The 16,455-nt window shown below is 50.6% G+C and carries 16 protein-coding genes; 8 read left to right on the top strand and 8 right to left on the bottom strand.

Annotation, left to right across the window (positions count from 1 at the left end; translation table 11 throughout):
* Nucleotides 1-462: 462 nt before the first annotated feature.
* The 3 genes from IMQ33_RS16755 to IMQ33_RS16765 all read left to right on the top strand — a co-directional run bounded on the left by IMQ33_RS16755 (nt 463) and on the right by IMQ33_RS16765 (nt 2,881).
* On the top strand, nt 463-1,287 hold the full coding sequence (locus IMQ33_RS16755; RefSeq protein ID WP_173409920.1) for a winged helix-turn-helix domain-containing protein: 825 nt from the start codon (nt 463-465) through the stop codon (nt 1,285-1,287).
* A 209-nt stretch (nt 1,288-1,496) separates the two neighbouring features.
* Entirely contained in the window at nt 1,497-2,006 is a 510-nt protein-coding gene (locus tag IMQ33_RS16760; RefSeq protein WP_196067761.1) for a hypothetical protein, read from the top strand.
* Nucleotides 2,007-2,407: 401 nt separating this feature from the next.
* On the top strand, nt 2,408-2,881 hold the full coding sequence (locus IMQ33_RS16765; RefSeq protein ID WP_173409922.1) for a hypothetical protein: 474 nt from the start codon (nt 2,408-2,410) through the stop codon (nt 2,879-2,881).
* Between the two features lie 115 nt (nt 2,882-2,996).
* Here IMQ33_RS16765 and IMQ33_RS16770 read toward each other — a convergent pair whose 3' ends face one another.
* Both IMQ33_RS16770 and ascF read right to left on the bottom strand, forming a co-directional pair.
* A complete protein-coding gene (locus IMQ33_RS16770; RefSeq protein ID WP_196061393.1) occupies nt 2,997-4,427 on the bottom strand; it encodes a 6-phospho-beta-glucosidase in 1,431 nt (476 codons plus the stop codon).
* Nucleotides 4,428-4,464: 37 nt separating this feature from the next.
* Nucleotides 4,465-5,904: a PTS cellobiose/arbutin/salicin transporter subunit IIBC gene (ascF, locus tag IMQ33_RS16775; protein WP_161712705.1), complete on the bottom strand. Its 1,440-nt coding sequence runs from the start codon at nt 5,902-5,904 to the stop codon at nt 4,465-4,467.
* A gap of 198 nt (nt 5,905-6,102) precedes the next feature.
* Here ascF and IMQ33_RS16780 point away from each other — a divergent pair, with 198 nt between their 5' ends.
* Both IMQ33_RS16780 and IMQ33_RS16785 read left to right on the top strand, forming a co-directional pair.
* Nucleotides 6,103-7,122 carry a LacI family DNA-binding transcriptional regulator gene (locus IMQ33_RS16780; protein ID WP_196061392.1) on the top strand — a complete coding sequence of 340 codons (1,020 nt, stop codon included), beginning with the start codon at nt 6,103-6,105 and terminating at the stop codon, nt 7,120-7,122.
* A 26-nt stretch (nt 7,123-7,148) separates the two neighbouring features.
* Entirely contained in the window at nt 7,149-7,445 is a 297-nt protein-coding gene (locus IMQ33_RS16785) for a GIY-YIG nuclease family protein (RefSeq protein WP_098928971.1), read from the top strand.
* Here the strand turns inward: IMQ33_RS16785 and IMQ33_RS16790 are convergent.
* A complete protein-coding gene (locus IMQ33_RS16790) occupies nt 7,432-7,935 on the bottom strand; it encodes a GNAT family N-acetyltransferase (protein WP_024483382.1) in 504 nt (167 codons plus the stop codon). The genes IMQ33_RS16785 and IMQ33_RS16790 overlap by 14 nt on opposite strands.
* Complete coding sequence (locus tag IMQ33_RS16795; RefSeq protein WP_196061391.1) at nt 7,929-8,450, bottom strand: SCP2 domain-containing protein; 522 nt, start codon at nt 8,448-8,450, stop codon at nt 7,929-7,931. The genes IMQ33_RS16790 and IMQ33_RS16795 overlap by 7 nt, the downstream gene beginning before the upstream one ends.
* 288 nt (nt 8,451-8,738) lie before the next feature.
* Between IMQ33_RS16795 and IMQ33_RS16800 the strand changes: the two genes are divergently transcribed.
* A complete protein-coding gene (locus tag IMQ33_RS16800; RefSeq protein ID WP_065684274.1) occupies nt 8,739-9,734 on the top strand; it encodes a peptidase U32 family protein in 996 nt (331 codons plus the stop codon).
* An 8-nt stretch (nt 9,735-9,742) separates the two neighbouring features.
* On the top strand, nt 9,743-10,621 hold the full coding sequence (locus tag IMQ33_RS16805) for a U32 family peptidase (RefSeq protein WP_196061390.1): 879 nt from the start codon (nt 9,743-9,745) through the stop codon (nt 10,619-10,621).
* A gap of 35 nt (nt 10,622-10,656) precedes the next feature.
* Here IMQ33_RS16805 and IMQ33_RS16810 read toward each other — a convergent pair whose 3' ends face one another.
* From IMQ33_RS16810 to IMQ33_RS16820, 3 genes are read right to left on the bottom strand one after another with little or no spacing between them, the layout of a single operon-like run.
* The gene (locus IMQ33_RS16810; protein ID WP_161712686.1) at nt 10,657-11,799 is read right to left on the bottom strand and encodes an ABC transporter permease; all 1,143 of its coding nucleotides are present in this window, start codon (nt 11,797-11,799) and stop codon (nt 10,657-10,659) included.
* Nucleotides 11,796-12,950, bottom strand: a complete 1,155-nt coding sequence (locus tag IMQ33_RS16815) for an ABC transporter permease (RefSeq protein ID WP_186581009.1) — start codon at nt 12,948-12,950, stop codon at nt 11,796-11,798. Before IMQ33_RS16815 ends, IMQ33_RS16810 begins: the two co-directional genes overlap by 4 nt.
* On the bottom strand, nt 12,932-13,903 hold the full coding sequence (locus tag IMQ33_RS16820) for an HlyD family secretion protein (protein ID WP_196061389.1): 972 nt from the start codon (nt 13,901-13,903) through the stop codon (nt 12,932-12,934). The genes IMQ33_RS16815 and IMQ33_RS16820 overlap by 19 nt, the downstream gene beginning before the upstream one ends.
* Nucleotides 13,904-14,129: 226 nt before the next feature.
* On the opposite strand from IMQ33_RS16820, the gene IMQ33_RS16825 reads away from it, so the two are divergent.
* The gene (locus tag IMQ33_RS16825; RefSeq protein ID WP_024529065.1) at nt 14,130-15,155 is read left to right on the top strand and encodes an LLM class flavin-dependent oxidoreductase; all 1,026 of its coding nucleotides are present in this window, start codon (nt 14,130-14,132) and stop codon (nt 15,153-15,155) included.
* Nucleotides 15,156-15,384: 229 nt separating this feature from the next.
* Here IMQ33_RS16825 and IMQ33_RS16830 read toward each other — a convergent pair.
* On the bottom strand, nt 15,385-16,455 hold a 1,071-nt coding region (locus tag IMQ33_RS16830), incomplete at its 5' end, for an IS481 family transposase (protein WP_196067762.1).

Consider the following 16,455-nt stretch of genomic DNA (forward strand, 5'->3'; position numbering starts at 1 on the left):
CCTGTTGCGGCAGGCGGAGTGTAACACATCGATGAAAATGTAAAATGGTCAAAATTATCATCAGGTTAAAATCTCAATATGAGTTAACCTTGTTTGGGTATGGATTTATATGACTTATTATGGATTTTTTATGATTTTAAAGTCATACCAATTTAACCATAATAAGCAAATATCAATTGCTAGCAACCAATTTTTTCAAGTTTATTTTAGAAAAGTTATCCTTTGATGGAATCACTTTAACAAGGTTATTAAAAATACTCAATCTAATCTTGGTCAGTTGATACAAAGTTAAATATATTTTTTAATCTATGAATGACTATCTATTATTCTTGATGTAAATATATATGCCAGTTGATAGCATTTTGGTGAAAATAAAGCAGCAGAACTTTCTCTCCCAGTTATCCTTGTCAGATTTATCCAAACCATATATAATAACGGGAATATTCTGATGGAATTTTTAAGATGCATTACGAGATAGATGACAGAGTTGGTTTTGAGCCTGTAAGCGGGTTACTCTGGCTCATTAGCACACCAGACAATCGTATAACGTTACCTAGGTTCGCATCTCAACTGTTGGAAATATTGATAATGAAGAACGATCAATCCCTTAGTAGAGAACATCTATTGGATATTATATGGCATAATAATGGCCTATCTGCATCGAGTAATAATCTTAACAATTATATATCTATTATTCGTCGTTCTCTTTCATCTATCGGATTGAATAATGTAATCATTACCATTCCTAAGTATGGTTTTAGCTTTCATGCAAAAAATATCATTACAGTGGAAGCTCCACTTGTTATTTCACATGAAGAAATTATAGACAAAGATAATACTCAAGACGAATGCGAAATACATTATATAGATGCACCATTAGAAAAATATAAAAGCAGAAGTGCCGGGGTTAAATTGAAATGGATTTCTTTTCTCTCATGCTTGATAAGCTTGTTGTTAATTGCATTATATGCATATTACCCATATTATCTAGGCATGCCAAAATCTGCAATGGAGAAATACCAAGGTAAATATGAAAATTGTGAGATCTATGCAATCTGGAATGGGCAGCGTGTTTTTTATTCAATGGATAGTATATCTACTGAAATAAAAGATCTCATTGATAGGAAAATAATAAGCTGCAGGCTGGAGTCTAAAATTTATTTATATAAAAGTGCTACATCTGACGAACTTCCCTTTGCTTCACATAGAGTCGTGATTTCGCAATGTCCAAATGATAAGCAAGCTATATGCAGAAATATTCATAAAGATATGGTCAGTGACAATTGATAATGCAATCTCACAGCAAAGATGAAATTTATAGTTAATTTATAATTCCCCTATCTATTTACCTAGGAGTTGACAATCAATAATTTAAATAAAGTATAACATTTACATGATGGTATTGTAACCTAATTATTTTCCCACTTTGAATAATATGCAGTCCAGTACTAATTTGCATCATAAGCAATTGATATTGCAACTAAAATGGATTTATTATGATTGCCGATAGGATTTTTTTTGTGTTGTTAAAACAACTATCTCTGCGTATTAAAATAATTTACGCTGTTTTTTTTATTTTCATCTTATCATTACCGATAACATTAAAAGGCTTTAATGAAAACAAAACAATAATGTGCGGTTCAAGCTTTATTATTTATAAAGATGATATATATATCAAAGTATTTATTAAATATTATATATTTAGTGATGATGGCTTTGTTAATCTAAATGGAAGCATGTTTAAATCAGATAAGTTCATAAGAGATATAAGCTTTAAAGTTAGTTTTGATTATACAAAAAAAGGAAATAGCTTTTATTTACATTCTACAAACGTAGACTCATCATTGCTTAATGATCTTGACTCCACTCCAATTGAAAATTACTTGCCTTTATTTTATCTAAAGAAAAACACTAACTGGTCAATTGGAATATTAAAGCAGGAAGCTAATTACTTCGTATTTCTTTCCGATAGCACGCCATCATTTTTATGTTTAAGTAAAAATTAATTATATATAACTAGCTTTTTATATACTTACTTTATTAAAAATTATTCAATGAATATCAAAAAGTCTCTGTGCTCTACAAAAAATTTAGTTAGTCACATCTCCGCTAACTCGATCGTTAGCACGCACTGCAACTGAGGAAACCTTAGATGATTAACCCATATCACAGAAATTTCAATATATATTATATGTAGTAATAGCCAATATTTTTTGTGAAAACTCATGAACTGGATGTCTTTTGTCGGTATTGATTGAATCATGTAACACCAAAAACTATCTATATCAATAAGATGCAGACAAATGACATCTGTAATATTTATTAACCAAAAACTATTCCAATTTTCTATTTTCAATATATAATACTAAGAATTACCTCACAAAACCTCATGATTCTGGAAAAATTTATGATTAAGATTGATCTCAAGGTCGTCTATTTTTCAGCTCCTATCATTACACTTATCATTGGCTCTTTCGCGACTTTTCTGATTCCCAAAAAATCAACATTTTCGTGTGATAGCGATGTCTCATATTTTGAAAATGAACAGTTAAAACGTAATTTACAATTATCTTTATATTTATTTAATGATAGAACTGGATCATTAGATTTATACGGGTATGTTAATGATGCGACTAAAAGAAGCACAACTAAAATAGCGCGTAGATTAAACTTTAATTACATGGAACAAAATGGTACATTCTTCATAGAACATACCAGCACTGATAAATATAACAATGACAATACTGATCAAGGTAAATTACCTGAGTTCATTAGTAGCTTAAAACAGATTGTCCACATAGAAAAGTTAAATTCAACCGACTACTTGATATATGATAAAGCATCACCAGCGTTTGTTTGTAGAAAGTCTTCCTCGAACTGATTCCAGGTGACATCTTTATTACTTTTATTTAATGCCCCCTGGAAATATTATATTAAACGGGGTGGTTTAGCCTCCTGCCTTCGCACACTGCCGTGTACATCCCCCCCTCTTTTTATCAGTTAAGCTCCGAACCATTGCTGGCGATCACCTTCTTATACCAGTAAAACGATTTCTTTCTGGTTCTGGCCAAGGTGCCATTGCCTTGGTCATCGCGGTCCACATAGACAAAGCCATAGCGCTTACTCATTTCCCCGGTAGAGGCAGAAACCAGATCGATGCAGCCCCAGGAGGTGTAACCCATCACCGGGATACCATCCTCGATAGCGTCCGCCATGGCTTTGATATGCTCACGCAAATAGCTGATGCGGTATTCGTCGTCGATCTCGCCCTGCGGGTTGATTTCGTCCTTCGCTCCCAGGCCGTTCTCCACCAAGAACAGCGGTTTCTGGTAACGGTCATACATCATATTCATGGTGATGCGCAGGCCCAGCGGATCGATACCCCAACCCCATTCACTGGCCTGGATATGCGGGTTTTTCAGCGATTTGACGATATTGGCCGCGCTGCTGTTGTGCTCGTTCATCTCAGCCGAGGCGCAGCGGGAGGCGTAATAGCTGAAGGAGACAAAATCAACGCTGTTTTTGAGGATCTCACTGTCGCCTGGCTCCATTGCTATAGTGATACCCTTTTCCTTAAACAGGCGCTTGGTGTATGACGGGTAAGCGCCGCGAGCCTGAACGTCGATGAAGAACAGGTTCTCGCGATCTTTCTCCAGCGCAGCCCAGACGTCTTCGGGTTTACAGGACCAAGGGTAGAAATTGCCCCCCGCCAGCATGCAGCCAACCTGATTGTGCGGGTTAACCTCATGGGCGATTTTGGTCGCTAACGCACTGGCCAACAGTTCATGATGCGCAGCCTGATATTTCACCTGCTCCTGATTATCGCCTGGCTCGAACACCAGCCCCGCGCCGGAGAACGGGCTGTGCAGCAGAATATTGATTTCATTAAATGTCAGCCAGTATTTCACCAGCCCATCAAAGGCCTCAAAACAGGTACGGGCGTAGTGCGTGAAGAACTCCACCATTTTCCTGTTGCGCCACGAACCGTATTCCCGCACCAGATGCATCGGCACATCAAAGTGGCACAGCGTGACCAGCGGTTCGATGCCGTGCTTTTTGCACTCGGTGAAAACGTTGCGGTAGAAAGCAATCCCTTCCGCATTCGGCACCGTTTCGTCCCCATTAGGGAAAAGACGGCTCCAGGCGATCGAAGTACGGAATACGCTGAACCCCATCTCTGCCATCAGGGCAATGTCATCTTTATAGCGATGATAAAAATCAATGCCGACATGGCTAGGGTAGAACTCGTCTTCCCGCAGCTCAAAGCGCTTTTCCTGGCCCAGCTTTACCGCCAGCCGATCTTTGCCATGAGGGATCATATCAACCGTGGTCAGCCCTTTGCCGCCCTCAAGATAAGCGCCTTCGGCCTGGTTAGCCGCTAGTGCACCACCCCATAAAAAGTCTGCGGGGAAAACAGATGCTGGCATAAGATACCTCTTCTCAAATATGCATTTTTACAACAGGTTATACGGATAACGCGGGCGCTGATTTAGCTTTTTCACTTTCCGCCTCTTCGGTGACCGGGATATCTTCAAAGCCCAGCAACAGCGTAAGGATGAAGGAAAGCACCACCGCCAAAATCATCACGCCAAACACCCAGACAATGGTCATTGGGTTGGCCGGATCAAAGAACTGCACGCTGGTAAACAGGCCCGGAGAGGCCATCGAGTGGCTCGCCAATCCGGCAATTCCGGCCACGCCGCCGCAGACAAAGCCACTGATCAGCGCTGCGATAAGCGGACGCTTCAAGCGTATTGCCACCCCGTAAAGCGCGGGTTCTGAAATCCCGGCAACAATTGCCGATGCCGCAGCGGCCAGTGCCGTCTGACGCAGCTCCGGGTTTTTGGTCCGCCAGGCAACCGCCAGCGATGAACCGCCCAGCGAGAGGTTGGCACCGATTTCAGAGGGCATCACCATGCCTTCTTTGCCGGTTTCCGCGATGGTCTGAATGATGGTTGGCGTAAATACGCGGTGCATCCCGGTCATGACCAGCAGCGGCCAAAGCCCACCCATAATCGCTACAGATAGCCACCCCAAGTAGCTGTGAATGGTGTACACCAGCGCGGAAATGCCGCTACCAATCCAGATGCCCAGCGGGCCAATCAACAAGATGGCAATCGGCGCAGAGATCAGCACGATCAGCATCGGTTTGAGGAAGTTTTTCGTCACGGCTGGCGTAATGCGATCGACCCATCTTTCAATGTAGGAGAGCAACCAGGTCATGAACAACGCCGGGATCACCGTGTAGGTGTATTTCACCGCCGTGACCGGTATGCCCATAAATTCAACCTGTTGACCCTGCGCGGCTTTCGCCATCAGATCGATAAATGCGGGGTGAACCAATACCCCGGCAATCGCAATCGCCAGCGACATATTGGTTTTGAATTTTACCGCTGCGGAAGCGGCAACCATCACCGGCAGGAAGAAGAACGCCCCGTCGCCAATAACGTTGAGGATAATCAGCGTCGAGGAGCCCTTGCCGAACACGCCGGTCATATCAAGGATCATGGCGAGCAGTTTCACCATCGAGCCGCCGATAATGGCCGGGATCAGCGGTGACATGGTGCCAATCAGCGCGTCCAGGATCCCCGCACCGATACGTTTGAGAGTGATTTTGCTCTTTTCCGGCGCCGGTGGCTGGGCTACCGCCCCTTCGGGCAACAGTTTCAACACCTCGGCATAGGCCTGTGAAACGGTGTTGCCAATGATCACCTGACACTGATTTTCGCTTCTTACCACACCCAGTACGCCACCAATTGCCTTCAGCCTGGCGGCATCGACGAGGGTGTCGTCGTTGAGCACAAAGCGTAAACGCGTCATGCAATGAGTCACCGCCGCGACGTTACTCGCTCCCCCAACTGCATCCACTATCGATCTTGATACTGCCGCATAATTCTTAGACATGAGGACAACTCTCATAGATAGGTAACCGGTTTCACACAAGAGTGTTGATATTAAGGTTGCAGATCAACCTATAAATTTTTTTATTGTCTATTTTGTGATAATGATCGACATGAATGGGTTCGAGAAACTGCAAAGGGTCTGCTCTAATGCGATTGAATGTGTAGAATGGGGATAATTGTTAAAAGCCGGGAAAACCCTATGTCTACCATGCAGGAAGTGGCAAAAAAAGCAGGCGTCTCAAAAGCCACTGTTTCACGCGTTCTTTCCGGCAAAGGGTACGTCAGCGAAACCACCAAAGATCAGGTGTTTAAGGCCATCGAAGAGGCGGGTTATCGTCCCAATCTACTGGCGAGAAATCTGGCCACCAATAAATCCCAGTGCATTGGCCTGGTGGTCACCAACACCCTCTATAACGGCAGTTATTTCAGCGAGATACTTTCCCAGGCGGCGCAAAAGCTGGAGGACAACGGTCGCCAGTTGATCCTGGTGGACGGCAAACACAGTGCCGCAGAGGAACAAGAGGCGATCCAATTCCTGCTCGATTTACGCTGCGACGCCATCATCATCTACCCGCGTTTCTTAACCATCGAAGCGATGGACGACATCATTGAGCAGCACAAACAACCCATCATGGTGGTTAACCGTAGGCTGAGAAAGCATCACAGCCACTGCATCTGCTGCGACCACAAAGGAGCCAGCTTTAAGGCAACAAAATACCTGATTGAGCAGGGCCACCGGAATATCGCTTTTATTACCGGCTCACTGGATTCGCCAACGGCGATTGAGCGACTATCTGGCTATAAAGAAGCGTTAAATCAACACGATATTGAGCTGAATGATAACCTCATTATCAAGGGAAAGTGGACGCCAGTCAGCGGTGCGGCAGCGATGGAGTCCTTGCTCAAGGATAAAATCACGTTTAGTGCAGTACTGGCCAGCAATGATGATATGGCCATTGGTGCCATCAAGAAATTGAACGAGGCGGGCATTGCCGTCCCCAATGAGGTCTCGGTTATCGGCTTCGATAATATCCCAACGGCTCCGTATCTCTCCCCGGCGTTATCCAGCGTTAAAGACCCGGTGAGCGATATGATGAGCGAAGTGATCGACCGGCTGATCGCTATGCTCGACGGCGGCTATCTGTCGAAGGACAACGTTTTTACTTCGGAGCTGCTGGTTAGGGATTCGGTGGGTCCAGGTCCTTTTTGGCATAGGTAACTATTTGAACTATTACGCAGGCCGTTATGACTGAAACAACCTGGCATCTCTATATGCTGCGAATGCCAAGCGGGATGTTGTACACCGGGATCACGACAGACGTCGCCCGGCGAGCGGCGCAGCATCAGGCCGGTAAAGGGGCCAAAGCCCTACGTGGCAAAGGGGAGCTGGAACTGGTTTTTCACTGTCAGGTGGGGGATCGCTCGCTGGCGTTGCGGCTGGAGTATCGGGTGAAGCAGTTGAGCAAAAAGCAAAAAGAGGAGCTGATAGTTAATCCGCCCCTCTCATTGGAATACCTACTGCCGGTAGTTAAAAGCGACTAAAGGGCGCGGAATATTCCACCAACCCATTCACACCGCTCAGTGCATCTTCCGCCAACGGATAAACCTGGAATGCGGCTTCCGTTCCTGGCCAGCGGCAATGCAGATCGAACTGGGCAGCCGTTTTAAAGCCGAAACGCCCGTAGTAAGCCGGTTCGCCCAGCACCACCACGGCGGCATAGCCGAACTCATTCAGCGCATCCAACCCTTCGTAAACCAGCTTTTCGGCCAGCCCTTGGCGACGCAGGCTTTCCTCTACTGCCAACGGCGCGAGACCAACCCATTGGCGATCTTCGCCCGCAACGTCAACCGGGCTGAAAGCGGCATAACCGACCACGCCACCCTCTTCGTCGGTAGCAACGATGCCCAGCGTCAACAACCCGTCTTCACGCAGTTGTTGCACCAGTTCGGCTTCGTCATCACGGCCAAAGGCGTTACGCAGCAGCGCATCAATACCTGCGGCATCCACCGGAATTTCAACGCGGATCAGCATGGCTGCGGCACACGGGAAGTTTGCGCCGTGTCCTCCTGCAAACCTGCTTCCACAAAGTCCGCTAACCGCAGCAGCCCAACGCGTAACGGCGTAGGCATCGCATCCAGATCGATAGCGTCCATCAGATTTTTTACATACAGGCCCAATTCGGTATCTCCTTCAATCTGCAACCGACGCTGGAAAAACAGCGTGTCGGGATCTTGCTTACGTGCCGCAATCAAGATCAGATCGTTGGCTTCGCCGCTGAAGCTGACGTCCGCCTCAGCCTGTTGGCTCACCACCAGCCTATCGTTTTCTACCGTCATAAACCATTGCAGTGCCAGATCGCGCACTTCAATCTTCAGCCAGCGCGATTCGAGAAATTCTAAATCTCCCTCAGCCAGCGCCTGACGGAACTGCCAGCTCAGCACCTGTTGCAAAACCTGACGCTGCAGAGCAAACGGCGTGAATTTTAACGGTACGCGCAACAGCGACGGCCCTTGACGCACAATACGTGCTCGTAGTTTTTCCAACACTGTTATTCACTCCTTTCTACTCAGTCTGAGGTTATTTTGCCACATTGCGGCTACGCGTAACCGGTCTATATCAACAAATGGTGCAATTAACGCTCATCTTGCCCTACAGATTTCAAGTTACCGCTTGAATATCAATACGCCAGAAGCTGCCTCAAATCAAAGCTTGTTAACCTCGGGTTCACTAAAATTGTCTCCCCATTTACATCATTGCCAGGCGAATCAATGGCCCGGCAACGTTTATCACAGCGTATACCTGGCCAGGTGTATAGCTGGAATCAGGATAGATCTATGGAGCTGCTTTGCCCCGCTGGCAACCTGCCGGCCTTGAAAGCCGCGGTAGATAATGGCGCAGATGCCGTTTACATCGGCCTGAAAGACGATACCAATGCGCGCCACTTTGCCGGGCTGAACTTTACCGAGAAGAAGCTGCAGGAAGCGGCCGACTATGTGCACCGGCATGGCCGCAAGCTGCATATCGCCATCAACACCTTTGCTCACCCCAATGGCTACGCCCGCTGGCAGCGTGCCGTAGATATGGCTGCCCAGTTGGGTGCCGACGCGCTGATCCTGGCAGATTTGGCAATGCTGGAGTACGCAGCGGAACGTTATCCACAGGTGGAGCGCCATGTTTCGGTGCAAGCCTCTGCGACCAATGAAGAAGCCATCCGTTTTTATCAACGCCACTTTGATGTTGCCCGCGTGGTGCTGCCGCGCGTGCTGTCGATGCACCAAGTGAAGCAATTATCGCGCACCAGCCCGGTGCCGTTGGAAGTGTTCGCCTTTGGCAGCCTGTGCATCATGGCCGAGGGGCGGTGTTATCTCTCCTCTTATCTGACCGGGGAATCACCTAACACCGTGGGCGCCTGCTCACCAGCCCGCTTTGTACGCTGGCAACAAACGCCACAGGGGATGGAATCTCGCCTGAATGACGTGCTGATCGATCGCTATCAGGACGGCGAAAACGCCGGTTACCCAACGCTGTGCAAAGGCCGCTATCTGGTGGATAACGTGCTCTATCACCCGCTGGAAGAACCCACCAGCCTGAATACGCTGGAGCTGCTGCCAGAGCTACTGGCTGCCAATATTGCCTCGGTGAAGATTGAAGGCCGCCAACGCAGCCCTGCCTATGTCAGCCAGGTTGCGCGTGTCTGGCGCCAGGCCATAGATCGCTGTATGGCCAACCCGGCTGGCTATCAAGCCGACGCCGCCTGGATGGAAACGCTCGGCGCAATGTCCGAAGGTACCCAGACCACGCTTGGCGCGTACCACCGCAAATGGCAGTAGGAGAAACCATGAAATATGCATTAGGCCCGGTGCTCTACTACTGGCCAAACAGCGAGATAGAGGCCTTTTATCAGCAGGCGATGGGCAGCAGTGCCGATATCATCTATCTTGGCGAAAGCGTCTGCACCAAACGGCGTGAGATGAAAGTAGCTGACTGGCTGGCGCTGGCACAGGAGATCGCCAAATCTGGCAAGCAGGTGGTAATTTCCACTTTGGCTTTGCTACAGGCACCTTCAGAGCTGAATGAGCTGAAGCGTTATGTGGAGAACGGCGAATTCCTGATCGAAGCCAACGACCTTGGTACGGTGAATATGGCTGCCGATCGCGGTTTGCCGTTTGTCGCCGGGCATGCCCTCAACTGCTACAACGCCTACACTCTGCGCCTGCTACACAAGCAGGGCATGATGCGCTGGTGCATGCCGGTAGAGCTTTCACGGGACTGGCTGGTCAATTTACTGCAGCAATGTGATGAACTGGGGTTCCGCCAAGGATTTGAAGTGGAAGTGTTGAGTTACGGCCATTTACCACTGGCCTATTCGGCGCGCTGTTTTACTGCCCGCTCAGAAAACCGGGGCAAGGATGAATGCGAAACCTGCTGCATCAAATATCCACAGGGGCGCATCGTCAATTCTCAAGAGAACCAACAGGTGTTTGTGCTCAACGGTATCCAGACCATGAGTGGCTACTGCTACAACCTAGGCAATGAACTGACCAGTATGCAGGGGGTGGTGGATATTGTACGTCTGTCGCCACAGGGCATCGAAACACTGGCGGTGCTCGACAGCTTCCGGGCTAATGAGCAAGGAAAGCAGCCACTGACGTTAACCGACCATGCCGAATGCAACGGCTACTGGCGGCGCGTAGCCGGGTTGGAACTGGTGCAGTAATCACTATGGGGGCCAGCATTCTGGCCCCATGATTATCAGGAAGTCCGACGTTTACGAAATAGATTACGCAGCCCCACGCGGTTACGCACGGCTCCAACGCCAATACCAATCAGCGTATAAATCGCCCCCAATAACAGCAGCATGGCAACGTCCCCGCCGACATCACGCAACGATAGCCCCATCTGATTCACGCCAGCAATGGCTTTGGTCGCCCAGGTTGAGGGGATCATCGAGGAAATCGCCCTGACCCACTGCGGCATCGCTTGCAGCGGCCAGATGGTGCCAGAAAGATAAAACACCGGGGTGGTGATAAACGACAGCGTCAGGTAGATCATCTCCACGCTGCGCAAGCATTCGGTCACCAGCTTGCCTAGCCCAAGCACCGCAAGCAGGAACGGGAAAGTCAGCAGCAAGATCTCCGGGATCGTCGCAGTCTGTCGATAGCCCAAGACCCAGGGCCACAGCACAAATAACACAATCGACAAGAACAGCCAGATCGGCAACAGGGCCGATAGCCCCCCCAGATAAACAGGAAGCGACGGCTTGCCGCCTGGCGTTCCTTTCAACACAATGCTGACGCGCACGCAGGCAATCAGCAGCGAGTGCTGCAATAACATCACCAACAAACCCGGGAAGATAATCGCCGCAAAGCTGATGCCGGGGTTGAATACGTCCAGCGTTTGGCTCTGGATAGGCATCATGATCACCTGAGCCTGCCGTTCACTGAAACCACTGCGCATCAACAGTGAGGTGTTGTACTGGCCGAGCAACTGCTGGTAGGCCGCCACCACGTCCTGCTGGATCTGGCCGTTTGCCAGCCGGTTGGTGGCATCACCGAACACCGGGATCTCAATGTTTTTGCCGTTGAGGATCTTCTTCTCCAGATCCACCGGCATGATGATCACCGCAAACAGTTTGCGCCACCCCAGATCGCGTTTCGCCTCATCCAGGCTGTCGTAGGTTTGGATGGCGATCTTCGGGGTCGCATCCAACTGGCGGATAAGCTGGCGGCTGGCGGTGCTGTGATCCTGATCGATCACCCCTACAGGGAGATCCCACACGGTGCGATTGGCATAAACCATACTCATAATGCACAGCGACAGGATCAGCATCAGCCACATCGGCCGTTCCAACATGCTCGTCAATACTTTGCGGAAAGTGAGCCAATAGCTTTTCATCCCACCGTCTCCTCTTTTGCCAGCCGCTTCAGCAGCCGATTACGCACCAACAGTGCGGTCACCAACGGGTAGACCACTAACAGCGCACATACGCTGAGGATGGCGCTGGCGGGCACCTGCCGCAGGAAGACGTCGAACATGGCGTACAGCGCGTGGGTAAGAGGCTCGATATTGGAAATAATGCGCGCCGGTAGCGGCATGGAAAGTTCGGGCACAGCCATGCCAGAGAAAGTCAGTGCAATGCTCACCAACATGCCAATCAGGGTGTAGGCGGTAATGGCACTGCCGGTAAAGGTATACAGCAACAGGCCGATGCTTTGTGCCGCCATCACGTAGAAGAAGCCAATCATCAGCATAAACAGCGGGTTGCCGCTGACGCGAGCGTCAAAAATGCCCACCAACGCGGCAATCTCTACCATCAGCAAGGTAGTAAAGCACAGAGTATAGGGAGCCAGTTTCCCCAACAGTGCCAGACTAAAGGGTTTGGCTTTCAGCAAAGATTTACTGCGTGCCATCACGTAAATCATGCAGGTAACTACAAACAGCTGCAGCATATGAATGGTGGCGGCAAACTGCTGATAATAGATATAGCTGCCACTAGCATTGAACAGGCTGCCGTAATTGAGGGTGACATCCGCCAGCGGCGGCAGCGACTTGCCCATGGCCCCGGCAATGATCGAGCGGTAATTGCCGTTGGCCTCGGCCATCAGGCCGCTGAAATCCTGAGTAGAATACAGCCCAGCACCGTAAAACAGCGCGTTGTAATACAGCACCACGGTCGGCTGATTGCCCGCCAGCGCGTCCGCCTCAAAATCGGCCGGGATAGACAGTAAAGCATAATCCTGTGCGCTACGCAGACGGCGCAACGACTCATCAAGACCGCCGTCATAGGCTTGCACATGGGCATGAGAACCCGCATCCAGCTTGCGGATCAGGTTTTTGGATAGCGGGCTGTGATCGTTATCCACCACCGAAACCGGCAGATCGAGCAAGGTCCCTTCCGAGAAGTTACTGCTGATCAGGCCAAACAGGATCAACGGGAAGATCCACCCCAGCCAGTGGACCACCGGCCGACGAAAAGCGATGCGGCACTCGTTGCTGAACGCGTGGCTGAAGCAGCGCCAACCTGCCCTTACTCTTTCCATTGCCATAAGGTGCTCATCCCTGGGCGCAGGCCATCTGTCGGCTGCGACGGATACAAACGAACTTCAAAGGTTTTCAGATCAAAGTCACCGGTAGCGCGCGTGGCACGCTTGGTGGCGTAATCCCCCAACGGGGCGATATAGCGCACTTCGGCCTCGATCGTTTGGTCTTTCAACGCGGGGACCCGCAGTTGGACCTTATCCCCCTTGCGGACGTGAGCCAGAATATCTTCCCGCAGGTTAAACACGAAATAGGCATCCGGTACGCGGATCAGCGTCATCAACGGGCTAGAGGCGTTGAGCAGCTCACCGACTTCAGCCGGGATCGGCCCCACTTCGCCATCAACCGGAGCTTTAACCAGGAGATCGTCGGTCTGGGCCTGAATTTCTAGCAGATTTTGTTCGGTAGCCCGCAGGGCAGCTTCATATTTCTGCCGCAGTTCGATGCGATCGCCATTGATGCCTTCGTCCAAATTGGCTTTGGCAGCCTGCACCTGTTGATAGGCGGTATCACGCGCACGGCGTGAACTGTCCAACTCAGATTTGGATACGTAGCCTTTGCTGGCGACGCTCAGGTTACGGTCGTAATCGTGTTGGGCATTCTGGTATTGTGCCTCGGCCTGTGCCAGGTTGGCGCGCAGGTTACGGATACTTTCTTCACGGGTGCCATGCAGCGATTCGTCCAACTGCGCTTGGGCTTCATCCCGCGAAGCCTGTGCCGAACGTAGCTGGGCCATCAGTTCCGGACTCTCCAGCCGCAGCAGCAGTTGCCCAGTTTTCACATCGTCTCCACGCTCTACCAGGCGCTCTATCACCCGGCCCTTGGCTTTGGAGGCGACGATCACTTCGGGGGCATCCACTTCGCCCTGCAACAACAAATCCTGATTATGCGCGCGGAATAGCACCGCCATGGCGATAGCTATCCCCATCAGCAGCAGGGTAAACAGCGTCTTTTTCTTCATTACTACAGCCCCTTGAACATCAGCGTGCAAACAAAAGCCATCATAGCCCTAAAAAAACCATTATTCTCATAAGGATATTGCGAGCACATATATCCCCTTTTATAACCGTATTTTCGATTATGCTTTTAACACAAAAAGCATAATTGCTTTTTTAGTTGCAGATCCCTGCAATCGCCCTTTAAGCGATCAACCCGATATCCGGTTAAAAAACACGGATATCAGCACAATGGACGATGAAATGACTGAACACACACGGGTGCCGCTTTCGGTACTGGATTTATCCCCGATCCCTCAGGGAGCCAAGGCGCGCGATGCGTTTCACTGCTCGCTGGATTTGGCGCAACATGCCGAAAAGTGGGGCTATCAGCGCTACTGGCTAGCGGAACACCACAATATGACCGGCATCGGCAGTGCGGCGACGTCGGTATTACTCGGTTATTTAGCCTCCGGCACCCAGAGCATTCGCCTCGGTTCAGGCGGCGTGATGCTGCCAAACCACGCGCCGCTGGTGATCGCCGAACAGTTCGGCACTTTGGAGTCACTCTATCCTGGGCGTATCGATCTGGGGCTTGGCCGAGCACCGGGTACCGACCAACGTACCATGATGGCACTGCGTCGCCACCTCTCTGGCGAGGTAGACAACTTCCCGCGTGACGTACAGGAACTGCAACATTACTTTGGCGAGGTACAACCGGGGCAAGCAGTGCAGGCCGTACCGGGCCAAGGGCTACATGTGCCAATCTGGCTGTTGGGCTCCAGCCTGTACAGCGCACAATTGGCGGCACAGCTCGGCCTGCCGTTTGCCTTCGCCTCGCACTTTGCGCCAGATATGCTGTTCCAGGCACTGAATGTGTACCGTGAGAACTTTACGCCGTCTGAGCAGTGCCAGCAGCCACACGCGATGGTGTGTGTCAACGTGGTCGCCGCAGACAGCGACCAAAACGCCCGCTTCCTGTTTACCTCCATGCAGCAGCAGTTTATCAACCTGCGCCGTGGCTCGCCTGGCCCACTGCCGCCGCCGGTCGATAATATCCACGCGCTGTGGACCGCAGGCGAGCAGTATGGCGTGGATCAGGCTCTGCGCATGTCGATCGTCGGTAGCGAAAGCACCATCCGCCATGGCCTGCAAAGCCTGCTGCGCGAGACGGCTGCGGATGAGATCATGGTTAACGGCCAGATTTTCGATCATCAGGCGCGTTTACGGTCGTTTGAGATTGTTGCCGGGGTGAAAGGCGATTTAGTGAAGGGATAGGGGTTACATATTGGTGACGCCCCTCACCCTAACCCTCTCCCACAGGGAGAGGGAACCGATCGAGTATGTTTGAAATTAGTGTGATTCACCTTGGATGAGAAAGCGATCGGGTTTGCTGGGATTATCTCTTTACTGCCAAACGAGCAGGGGCTATCAGCTCCCTCTCCCTTCGGGAGTGTACAGACCGGGGACATGGTAGACAGGTGTTCAAGGACATGGTGAACACTTTTTAACATCCTTTACCCATGATGATCGACCTATTTCTCAGGTCGATCATCCCCACTTTCGTGCTGTACCACCATACCTCGTAGTATCCCTCTCTCTCACTTTCCTTCAGTCCGACATATTCACCGATAAAGGCCTTGCCCACTTTCCGACCCATCCCTTTCAGGCTCAGTTTCCCACTGATATCCACTTTCCTGACCAAGACCCCCTCGTCATACTCGGCTGCCGCCGGATTGCCATTGTACTGTCGCGATGAAGGCTGATAACGGGAGGCTGGTACCGCCATTGACAGCGCTTCATGTGGGCGTTCCAGGTTGTAGGTATCTCGCCAGGCGTCGAACACCTCCTGCAACTGTGCGGCATCGGTGAACCACCGTCCCTGCAGGAGCTCTGCCTTCAGGCTGCGGTGGAAGCGCTCCAGCTTACCCTGAGTCTGAGGATGGTAAGGCCGCGAGTGACCCACCCGGATACCCTGACGCATCAGCCACAGTTCCAGAGCGGTCCAACTGCCCGTCGTGTCACCCCAGGGCGCCCCATTATCCATGGTCATTCTCTCCGGCAAGCCATAACGTTCGAACACCGCTATCAACTGGGACTGCACGGTGACGCGTCGTTCGTCCGAGCAGTGCGCCAGACAGAGCGAGAAGCGTGAATGGTCATCCAGCAAGGTCAGCGGATGGCAGCGTCCTTCAGCGAAGGAGAAGTGGCCTTTAAAGTCCATCTGCCAGAGCCGGTTCGGTGCGTCATGTTCAAAGCGCCCAACGGTAGGAGCCGGTGATGGACCGCCTGGCAGCAAGTCATGACGGCGCATCAGATTATGCACGGTGCTGGCGGCAGGTAGCGTATGCCCCTGCATCTCTAGCCATCGCTTGAGCTTGCGCGCCCCCCACATCGGATGGGCCAGATGAGCAGTGCGCAGGTGTTCGACGACAATGTCGGGTGTTCTGGAAGGCGAATGGTGTGGCACCCTGGAACGTTCGTTCAGTCCGTGTGGACCGTCAGAGAGCCAGCGGTGTAACCACTTATACCCCGTGGCAGGCGCTATGCCGAACTGGCGGCATAGCGCACGGATATT

The sequence above is a fragment of the Serratia sp. Res13-Sevr-LER1-36-b genome (assembly GCF_015673035.1).
GTDB lineage: Bacteria > Pseudomonadota > Gammaproteobacteria > Enterobacterales > Enterobacteriaceae > Chania > Chania fonticola_C.